The organism is Streptomyces sp. 2A115 (assembly GCF_052245575.1).
In the GTDB taxonomy this organism is placed as follows: domain Bacteria; phylum Actinomycetota; class Actinomycetes; order Streptomycetales; family Streptomycetaceae; genus Streptomyces.
Genome location: NZ_JBQQCG010000002.1, coordinates 271,396 through 284,326 on the forward strand (window position 1 = coordinate 271,396; position 12,931 = coordinate 284,326).

The 12,931-nt window shown below is 68.2% G+C and carries 12 protein-coding genes and 2 pseudogenes; 3 read left to right on the forward strand and 11 right to left on the reverse strand.

Going from position 1 to position 12,931, the window contains the following annotated elements; translation table 11 throughout:
* Nucleotides 1–2 precede the first annotated feature (2 nt).
* The 3 genes and pseudogenes from ACTWQR_RS02760 to ACTWQR_RS02770 form a co-directional block, all read right to left on the reverse strand.
* A complete protein-coding gene (locus ACTWQR_RS02760; RefSeq protein ID WP_443225233.1) occupies nucleotides 3–608 on the reverse strand; it encodes a response regulator transcription factor in 606 nt (201 codons plus the stop codon).
* Nucleotides 609–708: 100 nt separating this feature from the next.
* Nucleotides 709–831 (reverse strand): annotated as a pseudogene (locus ACTWQR_RS02765) (O-acetyl-ADP-ribose deacetylase); the annotation flags it as partial.
* 604 nt (nucleotides 832–1,435) lie between these two features.
* Complete coding sequence (locus ACTWQR_RS02770; RefSeq protein ID WP_443225234.1) at nucleotides 1,436–2,881, reverse strand: MFS transporter; 1,446 nt, start codon at nucleotides 2,879–2,881, stop codon at nucleotides 1,436–1,438.
* A gap of 798 nt (nucleotides 2,882–3,679) precedes the next feature.
* Here ACTWQR_RS02770 and ACTWQR_RS02775 point away from each other — a divergent pair.
* Complete coding sequence (locus ACTWQR_RS02775) at nucleotides 3,680–4,486, forward strand: hypothetical protein (protein WP_443225235.1); 807 nt, start codon at nucleotides 3,680–3,682, stop codon at nucleotides 4,484–4,486.
* 540 nt (nucleotides 4,487–5,026) lie between these two features.
* On the opposite strand, the gene ACTWQR_RS02780 is transcribed toward ACTWQR_RS02775, so the two are convergent.
* From ACTWQR_RS02780 to ACTWQR_RS02815, 8 genes and pseudogenes are all read right to left on the reverse strand, one after another.
* The gene (locus ACTWQR_RS02780) at nucleotides 5,027–5,200 is read right to left on the reverse strand and encodes a hypothetical protein (RefSeq protein WP_443225236.1); all 174 of its coding nucleotides are present in this window, start codon (nucleotides 5,198–5,200) and stop codon (nucleotides 5,027–5,029) included.
* A 74-nt stretch (nucleotides 5,201–5,274) separates the two neighbouring features.
* The gene (locus tag ACTWQR_RS02785; protein ID WP_443225237.1) at nucleotides 5,275–5,739 is read right to left on the reverse strand and encodes a hypothetical protein; all 465 of its coding nucleotides are present in this window, start codon (nucleotides 5,737–5,739) and stop codon (nucleotides 5,275–5,277) included.
* Nucleotides 5,740–6,640: 901 nt separating this feature from the next.
* Complete coding sequence (locus ACTWQR_RS02790) at nucleotides 6,641–7,495, reverse strand: urease accessory protein UreD (protein ID WP_443225238.1); 855 nt, start codon at nucleotides 7,493–7,495, stop codon at nucleotides 6,641–6,643.
* Nucleotides 7,492–8,181, reverse strand: a complete 690-nt coding sequence (ureG, locus tag ACTWQR_RS02795; RefSeq protein ID WP_443225239.1) for an urease accessory protein UreG — start codon at nucleotides 8,179–8,181, stop codon at nucleotides 7,492–7,494. The genes ACTWQR_RS02790 and ureG overlap by 4 nt, the downstream gene beginning before the upstream one ends.
* Nucleotides 8,182–8,219: 38 nt before the next feature.
* The gene (locus ACTWQR_RS02800) at nucleotides 8,220–8,894 is read right to left on the reverse strand and encodes an urease accessory protein UreF (RefSeq protein ID WP_443225240.1); all 675 of its coding nucleotides are present in this window, start codon (nucleotides 8,892–8,894) and stop codon (nucleotides 8,220–8,222) included.
* Nucleotides 8,895–8,998: 104 nt separating this feature from the next.
* Nucleotides 8,999–11,005: an urease subunit alpha gene (locus ACTWQR_RS02805; protein WP_443225241.1), complete on the reverse strand. Its 2,007-nt coding sequence runs from the start codon at nucleotides 11,003–11,005 to the stop codon at nucleotides 8,999–9,001.
* Entirely contained in the window at nucleotides 11,002–11,505 is a 504-nt protein-coding gene (locus ACTWQR_RS02810; protein WP_443225298.1) for an urease subunit beta, read from the reverse strand. Before ACTWQR_RS02810 ends, ACTWQR_RS02805 begins: the two co-directional genes overlap by 4 nt.
* A pseudogene (locus tag ACTWQR_RS02815) lies at nucleotides 11,482–11,778 on the reverse strand (urease subunit gamma); the annotation flags it as partial. The pseudogene ACTWQR_RS02815 and the gene ACTWQR_RS02810, both read right to left, overlap by 24 nt.
* 23 nt (nucleotides 11,779–11,801) lie before the next feature.
* On the opposite strand from ACTWQR_RS02815, the gene ACTWQR_RS02820 reads away from it, so the two are divergent.
* Nucleotides 11,802–11,927 carry a hypothetical protein gene (locus tag ACTWQR_RS02820; RefSeq protein WP_443225242.1) on the forward strand — a complete coding sequence of 42 codons (126 nt, stop codon included), beginning with the start codon at nucleotides 11,802–11,804 and terminating at the stop codon, nucleotides 11,925–11,927.
* Between the two features lie 353 nt (nucleotides 11,928–12,280).
* Nucleotides 12,281–12,871 (forward strand): isochorismatase family protein, encoded by a 591-nt coding sequence (locus ACTWQR_RS02825; RefSeq protein WP_443225243.1) that lies wholly within the window; start codon nucleotides 12,281–12,283, stop codon nucleotides 12,869–12,871.
* Nucleotides 12,872–12,931: the final 60 nt, after the last annotated feature.

Here is a 12,931-nt window from a genome sequence, read left to right on the forward strand (position 1 = left end):
GCTCACACCCAGCCCGACTCCCTGGCGATCCGGATGGCGTCGATCCGATTGCGTCCGCCCGTCTTCCTGGTGATCGCCGACAGGTGGTTGCGGACCGTGGCCACGGACAGGGACAGCCGCTCGGCGATCTCCCGTGTGGGCGTGCCATCGGCGGTCAGGCGCAGGATGTCCACGTCTCGCGGGGTCAGCGGGTTCTCTCCCGCGTCGAGTGCGACCAGTGCGAACTCGGGATCGATGAATCGTTGCCCCCTGACCAGCTTGCGGACGCCGTGGACCAAGCGGTCCGCTGGGGCATTCGTGCTGATGACCCCGGCGGCGTGCAGGTCGAGGATGCGGCGGAGCCGCTCGGGTGTCGTCGAGGCCATCAGCAGCAGCATCCGGCAGTCCGGCAGTCGGATCCTCAGCTCACTCCGCGCGGCGATTTCCTCGCCCTCCTTGGAGTCGACGCCGATCACCACGACGTCGGGGCGGCACATCAGCGCCCGCGCGAGAACCTCACCATTGCCCTCGGCTTCGGCAACGACTTCGATGTCCTCTTCGCGAGACAGCAGAGCGGCGAACGCTGCCCGCACGAGGCGGGTGTTCTCGACGAGAAGAACGCGGATCAATGTCGCTCCTACCTGGCGCTAGGCAGCCTGCCCTGACACCTCAGCCGGCGTGCCGCACTCTCCAGACGCCTTCGGAGCCAATTATCCGGCCGCCCCGCGATCAGCGCACGTGCGCGGCGCACACCTCGTACGCCCGATCGTCGACGAGCACGAACCGCACCTCGTCTACGGCGGTGTCCACCGCCCGGACCGTCTGCACCGCGATCCGGGCGCCGTCGTCCATCAGCCGGCCGTGGATGTCAGCCGGCCGCAGATGCCGGTGCAGATCGCCGCGCTCCGCGACCTCGGCTGCCAGATCACCGAAACTCATCCACGTCAGCCTCGCCGAGATCAGACGCCTGATCCACCGCTTCACCGACCGCCGACCCGCATTGGTCAGCCACTCTCTGCACTGGTCACACTGATGCCGCAGGCGACAATTCCAAGCCCCCCAGCAGCCACTACAAGCGACGCCGACACAGCCCTTGAAATGCCCGCTGCCCGTCTCGACCCGATCACGGCTTTGAAGAGGCGGCACGCGGAGCCCTGGTGGGTGCACAGACGCCCGAACACGACGAGCCGTCATCGCCCTTCTCGCTGAGCTGGTTTGCCAGTGTCCGGAGAAGCGCGGCGGCCGTCATCCTCACCACCGGATGCTCAACCGCTCGTCGAAGAGCGCCTTTCTGCGATGGGACCTGCACGGTCGAAACCCCTTTCCCGACCGGTCTGCTTGAGCCGCTGACCTGTCGCTGATCTGTTGGTAAGCGCCGACGGTCCGCCAGACCCGGCACGGATCTGACGGACCGTCGGAAATGACATCGCCGGACCACGGTTCGGCAACCCATCACTCAGACCCCAACCTGCTCACCCGGCCCCGCGTGCTCAGGCTGTTCCTGGCGTCCGGCCGCCGAGGCCTTCTCGGTGCGCATCACCAGCAGCGTGATCAGTCCGCCGACCGCGGCGATCACCGCGGCCGCGGTGAACGCCGCGCTGAAACCGTCGGTCAGGGCGGGCAGGTCGCCGAGCCGGCCCGCGCCCTGCGAGGTGGCCAGGGCGGTGAGCGCGGCCAGGCCGAGGGCCGAGCCGACCTGATACGTGGTGTTGACGATGCCGGAGGCCAGGCCTGCCTGCTCCTGCGGGGCTCCGGCCATGGCCGCCATCATCGCCGGGATGTACGCCAGCGACATGCCGAGCGCGGCGACCAGTGAGGCGGGCAGTACGTCAACCACGAAGGAGCCGCTCGGTTCCACGGCCGACAGCCACACCAGCCCGAGCGCGAGGACGAGAAGCCCACCGCCGATCAGCGGCTTGGCGCCGAAGCGACCGAGCAGGCGCGCCGTGACCGCGGTCATGAAGACCATGAGCAGCAAGGTCATCGGCAGCAGCGCGGCGCCCGAGGCGAACGCCCCGTAACCGAGGACCTGCTGGAGGTAGAGGTTGAGGAAGTACCACATCGGAATCCACGCGGCCCCGAGCAGCATCATCGCCAGGTTGGCCGAGCCGAGCCGGGGCACGCGCCAGATACCGAGTGGCATCAGGGGCTGCCGTACGGACTTCTGGATGACGAAGAAGAGGACCAACAGGGCGGCGGCGCCGAGGAGTTCGAGTACGGTCTCGGTGGACCCCCAGCCGGTCTCCGGGGCGCGCACGACGGCGAATACGGCGAGCGCGAGACCCGCGGTGACCGCGGCGGCGCCGAGTGCGTCGATGGCGCCTCGGCGCGACTCGACGACAGGCAGCAGCTTGGTGGCGGCAAGAGTGACGACGCCGATCGGGACGTAGATGATGAAGATCCACGGCCAGCTCAGCCACTCGGTGAAGACGCCGCCGAGGAAGACGCCGGCGGTGCCGCCCGCGGGGGCCGCGGCGCCGTAGAGGGCCATGGCCTTGCCGAGTTCCTTCGGGTCGTGCGCGAACAGCGTCATCAGCAGGGTCATCGCGGCCGGGGCGATGAGCGCACCGCCGACACCCTGCACCGCGCGTCCGGCGACCTCCACCCATGCGGTCTGCGCGGCTGCCGCGACGATCGATCCGCCGATCAGCACGGTCCAGCCGACGGTGAAGACCCGGCGGGCGCCGAGCAGGTCGGACAGGCGCCCGCCGAGGAGCAGCAGGCCGCCGAAGGCGATGACGTACGCGTTGAAGACCCATTGCAGCTCGCCCTGCGAGAAGCCGAGGTCCTTCTGCATCTCGGGGAGCGCGACTCCGATGATCGAGGTGTCCATGATCACCATGAACTGGGCGGTGGCGAGCACAGCGAGCGCCCACCAGCGCCGGGGACTGACGGTTGGCATTGCCTTCCCCTTTCCAGGTCGATTTCCTGAAGTTGGTACCCCTGGGGGGTACCGGTGGAGGAAGTTAGCATACCCCTAGGGGGTATGGAAGCCTCGGGTGGACTGAGTTTTCCGCGCAGCAACGTCGCCGCCTGGTCCCTGTCTTTCGCAGGCAGTGACCAGGCGGCGGGGGTGCGGTTCTCTCGGCGTGAACCGCTCACGAATGGTTGCTGAGACCCAGGTCCTCTCGGGCTCGCCCATGGAGCGTGTTCAGTCGCTCGTGGAGGGTTGCCGATCACGGGTGAAGTTCATGTGTCCGCGCTTGTTTGCCGGCCGAGAGTGTTTCGAGGCGTCAGCTGCCTCCTTCACACACGCGGCGTACTCGATGGATGTGTCGAGCTTTTGTTGGTCCCAGCGAGTTGCCATCGTGCGCCGGTGCCTGGCGGGTTCGGCCATAGTGACGGACAAGTACGAACTCAGGGCTCCGAAAAGGACGCCCGCCGGCGTCCTGTATCTGACTGATCCTGGCGGCGACCGTATCGTCGACTGATCACGACGGTGACCGTGTCGTCAGCGGCCGCAGGGCATGGGGCCGGTTGGCCGGGGGTTCGGAGGGCCATACCACTCGGCGGGGCACGGCCGAACAGTGAGGAGGAACGGTGGAGTAGGAGGTGGTGAGGTGGTGGTCACCGCATTCCGGGACCGGTCCCCGGAAGCACTGCCAGACTGCGTGCATCCGTGTCGACGAGTGCCGGTTGGGGGATTCCCCGCCGAGCGAGGCGCGGTCGGATCGTCGTTGTGCGGCGGAGGGAGACCACAGTGGCCACGCCGGAACCAGGTGATGACCGACTCGGCCGTCTGCTCAGCACTCACTCGGTGGCCAGCGGGCGGTACTCGAGCACCGGATTCAAGGCGCTGGCGTTCGCCTTCGGTGGCGGGCTCCTCATGGTTCTCCTGATCACCTACCCGGGCCTTGTCGTGGAGCGGATTCTTGGCCTCGCGTTGATCCCCACGATCGCCGGCCTCCCGATCGCCGCAGTCCAGTTGACCCGCGCGCAGCGCAGCGGCAGGGACGAGAACTACCAGCTGTACGAGCACGGCCTCGCTCATCGAGTGTCAGGGCGCGTGCGGAGCTGGACCTGGGACGAGGTGGCCTTCCTGCGTGCCAACCCGGACGCGCCGGAGTACGAACACACCCAGGTACCGTACGTGCGCATTGCCCGGCACCTCGGCTGGCATTTCCGTTGTGTGGTTCGGTTCACCGACAGGTCCAGAATCAGGATCGACGGGTACACCGCCGACGGCCCGGCCATCGCCCGGACGCTCCTCGCGCGGCGCCCCGACGCGGTACCGCCGGAGCATGCGCGCAAAGGCCCATGGATCATGCTCGGGATGCTGCCGCTCGTCGGCGTGACCTTGGCCGTTCCCATCGTGCTCATCTACCAGCACCTGAATTCCACCAGCTCCGACGACAGCACGATCGTCGCGATGGTGCTTGGGATGGTCATCTGCATCGTCGGAGTGGCCCTGTGCTTCGGGGGGATCGTCGCGACTCTGGTGTCGATGAGCCGTGCTCGTCGCGACGGCGCCGACCCTCGGCGGAACAACCGGCACCAGTCGAGATAGCAACCCTCATGGCCCCCGCTTCTCCCGCGAGCGCCCTCCACCGGGGCCGGAGTTCCTTCGCGGCGGAGTCCCGCCAGGGAGCTGGCGATCGTTGCGGAGGGCGCCGACGAACCATGAGGTATCGGTATCTGACCTGGGCGATCTATGCTGACGCGGTGGAGCAGACGAGGTAGTTCAATGCGGCGGCGCTGATGTTGTCCTTCGGCGACTCAAGGCCGTTCGTCGAACGGATCTGCCGGTCGGACGCGGCTCTGATCATTCATGTCAACGATCCGGACGAGGCCGGTCGGGCCCTGGACGTCGACCTCATACCGGTCTGCCCTCCGCAGCCGACCTCGCCACGACCCTGGCTACCCGAGCCGAGGACGTACTGACCTGGGCCGGCAGGCGCCTGCCGAACAAGCGGCGCCTGCCGAACAAATGGCGCCTGCCGAACAAACGGCCACGAGCCCACGGCCAATGCCATCGAGCCGAGTGCCGTCACGCGCGGTTACATCCGAAACTGACCGTCGTGGGGAATTCAATTCCTGATCGCCGTTTTCAGGTGAGCCGGCCCGCGACGGCCAGCACCACCGCGGTGGCAACGGTTGCCGCTGAGCAGATGACCATCGCGGCCCGGCTCCACCCGCCGTCGCGCGTGATGACGGTATCCGGGTCCTCCCGCTCGGGTGGGAGCCAGGAGGAGGTGGTCCCGAGCAGGGTTGGCGTCGGCACAGCGTCATCACGGCGAGGATCCATGCCCTGCCAACGCGTGATCAAGGGCTACGGCAACAGCAGCACCGCCGTCATCACCCGCTCAGCCCAAGCACCGATCGCCTCACTGCACGCTTCAGCGTCAGCTCCAGGACCTCCGGCCGGTTCAAGGTGCCGGCGCCGTCCGGGGGGATCAGCCAGCGCAGAGAGCCCCAGCGGCGGTGCGGCGCCGGAGCTGTGATCCACGCGCCCTGGCCCGCGCAGCGCAGACCCGTGCAGACGCACCGGGAAGCCGTGCCCGGCGGCACGAAGAAGCCCACCTGACACCGCCGGGCATCCCACAGGACGGGCCCGGGCCTCAGCAGCGGCAGGTCCTCCAGGATGCCGGCGACACGCAGTCCCAGCTCATCCGGAACGATCACCACATCCCACAGACGTCCCGCGGGAAGCAGCGCGACACCGCTGAGGCCGAGCCGCCACTCGCGCTTGCAGGATCGGGGATCCTCCGAGGCGGCGGCAAGCCACTCCGAGGCACTTGACCGCATCCACATCAGTGCCATAACACCTTTCCTTCCGCAGCAGTCACCGCGGCCACGTGCCGACACCGGAGGAAGGGGAAAGCGCACCCCGGCGCTTCGGCGTCAGCACAGCACCGCTCGCTTCACGCCCCAGTGCAGCGCGCGCGGCACAAACGGGCCATACGCTGGACACGTACTTCGCTACATAGAGTGAGCGCGGCGCACGTTCTGGGGCAGATATATGCACGAGCGCGCCCCTCTACGCTCCTTGGCCCCCGACTGGCCGGTGTCAGCCGCTGTGCTCCTTGGCCTGTCAACCTGTGGCTCTCGCCAACATCTCGCGCACTCGATGTCCACGCTTCCTGCCTGTGCGGAACTCCCGCTCGCGGGCTGACGGTCAGGTCTGAACTCTCTGCCGGCCGTACTTCGGCAGCAGCATCGACTTTGTCCACCCGCACGGCTTCGTCCGCGTAGCCGAGCGCGGCGCTCTCGGCATCGGCCCGGCTCCGGAAGTCCGCCACCATTTCCCCGTTGTCCGACGACCTCGACGCGAGCGCAGCCAGGAACAGGCACATCGCCGCTGCCTGCTGACGGCAGCTCCTCTCCGCCGACTCTCTCGCCACGTCGTCCGAGTCCCCGAGTTTCTCTTGTGGCACCTGGACCTGCCAGCAGACGTCGAGGCGTACGTCCCCGAAGACCCTCCGGACGAAGTGCGAAGCTTCCCGGGCACAGCATTGAGCAGGCAATCGTCCGTCATGGGGCAGTTCTGGCAGTTCTGGCAGTTCTTGCGGTTCTCCTGGATTCCGAGGAGAGCGTGCGGCTCTTCGTAGGTCGGCTCCGGGAGGGACGTGCCAATGACCAGCAACTTCAGTATGAACAAACCCCAGTGAGGACTGGTCCGACACGTGGGCCGTCACCCGCCGGGGGCGACGGCCCGTCCGCGCTAGCTGGTGAGGGCGTGTGCGTGTGCCTCGTCGAGCAGTTCTCGCAGCGTCGAGGTGGTTGGTGCGATGGCGGTGGCGAGCAGTGCCGGGCCGCCTGCCAGCGGCGCGAGGACGGCACACCCGTCCTTGGTGCCTTCGCCGAGGAGTACGGGGCCTCGTCGGACGTTGAGGCGCGGGTCCACGATCAGGAGCTGGCCGACGGCACGGTGCCTGTTCAGGACGGCCGGGCCGTCCCAGCCGGGTTCGGGCGCCCCGTACGCCGTGCGCTGGTCGAGCAGTGGGCGCCCGGCACGGTGGACCAGGATCCGGCTGACGAGGTGGCCTGGTTCCTCGTCAGCCCGGCCCAGGAGTTGCTCTTCCCGCAGCACCAGCCGTGCGGTGGCGGCGAGTTCGACGGTGTACGTCTGCCGCAGGTTGCTGCCGGCGGCGCTGATCAGGGGCTGCGGTAGCCAGCGCAGATGGGCGTGTTCTCCGGCGGTGAGCCGCACGTCGTAGGTGGCCGCGTCGGTGGTGGGGCCGCGCAGGGCGAGCGTGGCGGCAGCCGTGGTGACCTCCAGCTCGGCCCGGTCCTCAGCGGTGATGTCGAGGGTGAGCCGGTCGCCACCGAGCGGGGCGCTCATCGCGCCGATGATTCCCACTGTGGCGGCGTTGCCGGCGTTGCGCAGACGCCGCAGGTGGAAGGGGCCGTCGCTGCGCAACTGCGGGAGGGTGGTGACGCGACCGTTGTGCGTGGCGCGGATCCGGGCGGTGGCGTGTACGCCGTCGGGGTGGCCGGCGGACTCCTGGGCGCCGGCTGGGGGAACGTCGCGGTTGGAGGTGGCTCGGGTGGAGCCGAGTGGGGAGGAGGGGCTCATACAGCTGCCCGGGCGCGCCACAGGGCGAGGTGACCGGTCACCCAGTCGGCGACTTCCCGGATGCCGTTGTCGGTGGTGAGGCTGGTGAAGATGACGGGAAGGTCGCCGCGCTGTCGTTTCGCGTCGATGGCCATGGTGTCCAGGTCGGCGCCGACGTGTGGAGCTAGGTCGGTCTTGTTGACGATGAGGAGGTCGGCGGTGGTGATGCCGGGCCCGCCCTTGCGGGGGATGTCGTCGCCGCTGGCCACGTCGATGACGAAGATCTGCACGTCGACGAGGCCCTTGGAGAAGGTGGCGGTCAGGTTGTCACCACCGGACTCGACGAGCACCAGGTCGAGGGGGTGGAGGGTCTCTTCCAGGTGCTCGACGGCTTCCAGGTTGGCGGAGATGTCGTCGCGGATCGCGGTGTGCGGGCAGGCGCCGGTCTCGACGGCGGTGATGCGCTCGGGCGGCAGGACGGCTTCGCGCAGCAGGTACTCGGCGTCCTCGCGGGTGTAGATGTCGTTGGTGACAGCGGCGATGCACCAGCGGTCGCGCAGGGTGCGGCAGAGCGCGGCGACGGTTGCGGTCTTGCCGGAGCCGACGGGGCCGCCCAGGCCGACGCGGAGGGCACGGCGGCTGCCGTCGGGTCGGGTCGCTGAAGCGCTGGTGATGTGCTGGTGAGGCGGAGAGTGGTCGAGGTGCATGGCAACTCCGTTGGGAAGTCCGGGTGTTCGGGTGGTGGTCAGGAGGCGAAGAGCCGGACGGTCCAGGCGGCGTGCTGCTCCGCGGTGATGTCCAGCAGGGGTGAGGAGGCCGACGGCAGGGCGTCGATGCCTTCGGCCGTGGCGCGGATCGCGGCGTCGGCGGCGGCTGCTGCGACGTCGTCGGTTTCGGGGCCGAGGCGGGCCAGCAGTCCCGAGGCGTCGAGGGGGTCGAGGCTCAGCAGACGCACCGCTGCGGTGGCCGGGCCGCCGATGGTCTCGTATGCGGCGGCGTAGGCGGCGTCCACCGGTGCGAGCCCGGCGGCGCGGGCGGCGAGGCCCAAGACGATGGGCTGGTGGGCGCCCTGGGGACGCGCGGTTGCCAAGCGCTCGAGTTCGGCAGAGGGGAACGTGGCACGAGTCGCGCGCAGCATCTGCCGGCCGAGCCTGCGGGCGGCGGCACGTAGCGCGGGAGCGGGGGTGCGCGCGTCGGCGGCGTCGTCGAGCACCAGCGGGTCCTGCCCGGCGGCGGCCGCCGCGGCCAGCCCTGCCGTCGTCAGACCGGTGGTGTGCAGACGCCCGCGGCAGAACGCCTCCAGGCTGTCGGTGTCGTGTACGGCTCCGTGGGCGACCGCGGCCTCGACGCCGCCGGAGTGGGCGTGCCCACCGGCGGGGAAGCGGCCGTCGGCCAGCAGGAGCAGGGCTGCGCGGCTCATGGGTGAGCGGCTGCCTTTCACAGGGTAGACAGTGATGCGGTGGCGGGACTGGCACACCGGGCCCGGCCGTTGCGGCGGCGCCGACGGCCAGGCCCGGTGTCGGATCAGAAGAGGAAGTACCGCTGTGCCAGGGGTACTTCGGTGACGTAGGAGCGCGGTACGGTCGCACCGTTGAGTTCGGTGCGGGCGTCGCTCGTCGTCGCACCGCCGATGGTGACCTCGAAGCTGTTGTGGTCGACTTCGAGGCTGTCCGGCACCGTGTCGTTCAGCTTCATGTGGGTTTTCTGGATATCCCGGGTGTCCGAGATCTCGACGAACTTCTTGCGGAGTCCGAGACCCTCCGTCTTCGCCTCTGCGACCTTGCTGCTCTCGTCCTGGGCGATGACGAATCGGGTGTTCAACTTGTCAGCCACGCCCGGGGCGGCGAAGTTCACCGAGTTGCTCCCCGGGGCACTACCGCTGGCCCCCCAGACCGCCCGCGGCAGGTAGGGCTGCGGCGTCGTGATCGAGGCATTGGCGTCGCCGACCTGTGCGTAGGCGAGCTGGCCGCCCTTGAGGACCATGTGCGTCTTGACGCCGAAGAACTTCGGCTCCCACAGCACCAGGTCTGCCAGCCGCTCCGGCTCCACGGAACCGACGTGACCTGCGATGCCGTGTGTGATCGACGGGTTGACCGTGTACTTGGCGACGTACCGGCGCGCCCGGTAGTTGTCGTTCGGCGTCAGCCTGTCCTCATTGAAGGAGTGTGCCTTGTCCTTCTTGGCCTTATTGTCATCGCGGATCGTTCGGACTTTGGCGCTCTTCAGGTCTTCGGGCAGCGCGCCGTAGCGGCACTTCATGACGTGCGCGGTCTGCCAGGTCCGCATGATCATCTCCCCGATGCGCCCCATCGCCTGGGCATCCGAGGACATCATCGAGATGGCGCCCATGTCGTGGAGGAGGTCCTCCGCCGCCATGGTGGACGGCCGGATGCGGGAGTCCGCGAAGGCCATGTCCGCCGGGATGTCCGGGTTGAGGTGGTGGCACACGATCATCATGTCGACGTGTTCCTTGACGGTGTTCACCGTGAAGGGCCGGGTGGGGTTGGTCGAGGCGGGCAGGACGTTCAGCTCCTTGACCAGCTCGATCATGTCCGGGGCGTGGCCCCCTCCGGCGCCCTCGACATGGAAGATATGGATGGAACGCCCCTTGAACACAGCCTTGGTGTCCTCCAGGAAACCGGACTCGTTGAGCGAGTCGGCGTGCAGGGCGAGCTGGATCTTGCGCTCTTCACAGACTGCCAGTGCCTTGTCGATCACCGCGGGCGTGGCACCCCAGTCTTCGTGAATCTTGAGGCCGATGACACCGGCGTCCACCTGCTCGTTCAGAGCCTTGTCGTTCATCGTGCTGCCCTTGCCGAGCAGACCGATGTTGACCGGGTACTCGTCCAGGGCCTCGAAGACTCGGGTGATGTGCCACTCGCCCGGGGTCACGGTAGTGGCCGTGCTGCCCTCGGCGGGGCCGGTGCCGCCGCCGATGAGAGTGGTCACGCCCGAGGCCAGGGCCTCGTGGATCTCTTCGGGGCAGATGAAGTGAACGTGGGTGTCCACGCCCCCCGCGGTGAGGATCCGGCCGTTGCCGGAGATGACCTCGGTGCTCGGGCCGACCACGAAGTTCGTCGCCGTCACCGGCAGCTGCTCACCCGCCTGTTCACGAGCGGACCTCTCGAACTCCGGGATCGGGTCCATCGTCTCGGGGTTGTACGCCTTGCCGATGGCATGAACCTTGCCGTCTCTGATGCCGACGTCGGCCTTGACCACACCCCACCAGTCGAGGATCAGCGCTCCAGTGATGACCGTGTCCATGGGGATGCGGTCCTCGTTGCCGTCCCCGTCCCTCGGGATGTGGGACATGCCCATCGACTCTCGGATCACCTTCCCGCCGCCGAAGATCATCTCATTGCCGCTGTACTTCGGTCCGCCGCTCCAGTCAGCTTCGATCTCGATCGTGAGATCGGTGTCGGCGAGGCGCACCCGGTCCTTGGTGGTGGGCCCGTACAGAGCGGCGTAGTCCGCCCGCTTCAGAACGTTGCTCTGCCTCTGTTGGCCCGCCTGCCCCGGCTGGCTACTCATCGGACGATCCCCTTGCGCAGTCCCTGAATCTTGCGGGTGTCGTTCTTGGCATCACCCTCGATCCTCACCAGCTCGACGCAGCACACATCTCCTGGTTCGAACCTCACGGACGTGCCCGCGGCGATGTTGAGCCGTCGCCCCTTCGCCTCGGCGCAGTTCTTGAGCAGTTCGTTGGTCACGGGCGTGCCGACGGGATTCTCGACCACCTTGAGGCCGGGGTTGACCTCGGCGAAGTGGTAGTGGGAGCCGACCTGGACGGGACGGTCGGAGGTGTTCCTGACCTTGATCGTCTTTTTGTCGCGCTGCAGGTGCTCGTTGAACGCGATCGCCTCATGCCAGGACGCGGCGTCCTCGCACTCGTGGCAACAGGCGGAGGAGTCGGTGTCGTCGCAGTCAACCGGGCACTCCGGCCCGGGCGCCGGCTGGGGGTGCTCGACCTTGCCCGGGTAGACCTCGGGCTTCCGCGTGGCCTCCGGGATGGGGTCGTGGATCGTGACCAGCTTGGTGCCGTCCGGGAAGGTCGCCTCCACCTGGACGTTCTTGATCATCTCCGGGACGCCGTCCATCACGTCGTCACGGGTGAGCACCCGTCGGCCCGAGTCCATGATGTCGCTGACCGTCTTGCCGTCGCGCGCTGCCTCGAAGACGTGAACGGTCAGCAGGGCCATGGTCTCGGGGTAGTTGAGGAGCAGCCCCCGGTCGCGGCGCTTCCCCGCTACGTCGGCCGCGACGTGGATCAGTAAGCGCTCCTGCTCATGCGGAGTCAAATGCACGATGAACCAATTCTGTTGGTCGGATGGTGCATGCGGCCGGGCACGCCAAGGTCGCGGACAACGTTTCCCAGGACGGCACGGACGTCCTCCGATCTTCAGCGGGCAAGAACGGCGAGACGGCCGAACGGTGGATGACCTACACCATCTGATGAATTCGCGGAGTACGCCGTTTTCACCCTGCCGGACAGATGACCCCGTTCCGAAACGGTGGACGAATTCCGTGAGTCGGGTGGCTCCCGGGACTCCGTCGAGTCACCGTCCTCCCCGGCTTCCGTGCCGACCGCCCCCGCCCACCTGAACACGGCCGGGCTGCCCTCGCTCGGCGGCACCCCGCCCCGAACTGGGCGTGGCTGGCCGTACTTCATCGCCTTCGGTCGTGTGAATCGTTCCTGCGGTGAATGTCCTCAGCCGTGCGGGTGAGCGCGGCCGGTTATGTCCCCGGCGGGCCTGAGAGGGCCACTACAACGTGAGGGTCGTTCCGTCCTGCTGAAGGGTGTTCGTGATGAGCCGTGGCTTGATCGTCGTGGATGTGCAGAAAGACTTCTGCGAAGGGGGCAGTGTTCCCGTCGCGGGCGGTGCGCGGATCGCGACGGCGATCGCCGATCTGGTCGAGCAGAGCGCGGGGGGCGACTACCAGTACGTCGTTGCCACCCGGGACCACCACATCGACCCAGGAGGCCACTTCTCGGAAAACCCCGACTTCCAGGACAGCTTTCCTGCCCACTGCGTGGCGGGGGACGAGGGCGGCGAATTCCACCCCGGCTTCGCCCCGGCCGTCACCGGCGGCAAGGTCGATGCCGTCTTCTTCAAGGGCGCGCACAGTGCCTCCAAGAGCGGCTTCGAGGGAGCCGACGCACAGGGCACTTCTCTGGCGGACTGGTTGCGCGCCCGCGGGGTGGAGGACATCGACGTGGTGGGCATCGCCACGGACCACTGCGTCCGTGCGACCGCGCTGGATGCAGTCGAGGCGGGATTCCGCGTACGCGTACGCCTGGACTACTCGGTCGGGGTCGCTGCGCACACAACGGCCGCGGCCCTGAACGACTTCCGCCGGGCCGGCGTCGCCGTATCCGGCGACGCACCCGCGCAATAGTTCCCAGGCCCGGTGTGGGCCCGGACCGAAGCCCAACGTCGGCGGGTGCTGCACCGGGCG

Bases quoted from the DNA above. Each gene is read 5' to 3' on its own strand.
- ACTWQR_RS02770 (WP_443225234.1), bottom strand. From the start codon at position 2,881: ATGCCAACCGTCAGTCCCCGGCGCTGGTGGGCGCTCGCTGTGCTCGCC.
- ACTWQR_RS02785 (WP_443225237.1), bottom strand. From the start codon at position 5,739: ATGGCACTGATGTGGATGCGGTCAAGTGCCTCGGAGTGGCTTGCCGCC.
- ACTWQR_RS02790 (WP_443225238.1), bottom strand. From the start codon at position 7,495: ATGAGCCCCTCCTCCCCACTCGGCTCCACCCGAGCCACCTCCAACCGC.
- ureG (WP_443225239.1), bottom strand. From the start codon at position 8,181: ATGCACCTCGACCACTCTCCGCCTCACCAGCACATCACCAGCGCTTCA.
- ACTWQR_RS02800 (WP_443225240.1), bottom strand. From the start codon at position 8,894: ATGAGCCGCGCAGCCCTGCTCCTGCTGGCCGACGGCCGCTTCCCCGCC.
- ACTWQR_RS02805 (WP_443225241.1), bottom strand. From the start codon at position 11,005: ATGAGTAGCCAGCCGGGGCAGGCGGGCCAACAGAGGCAGAGCAACGTT.
- ACTWQR_RS02820 (WP_443225242.1), top strand. From the start codon at position 11,802: ATGGTGCATGCGGCCGGGCACGCCAAGGTCGCGGACAACGTTTCCCAG.
- ACTWQR_RS02825 (WP_443225243.1), top strand. From the start codon at position 12,281: ATGAGCCGTGGCTTGATCGTCGTGGATGTGCAGAAAGACTTCTGCGAA.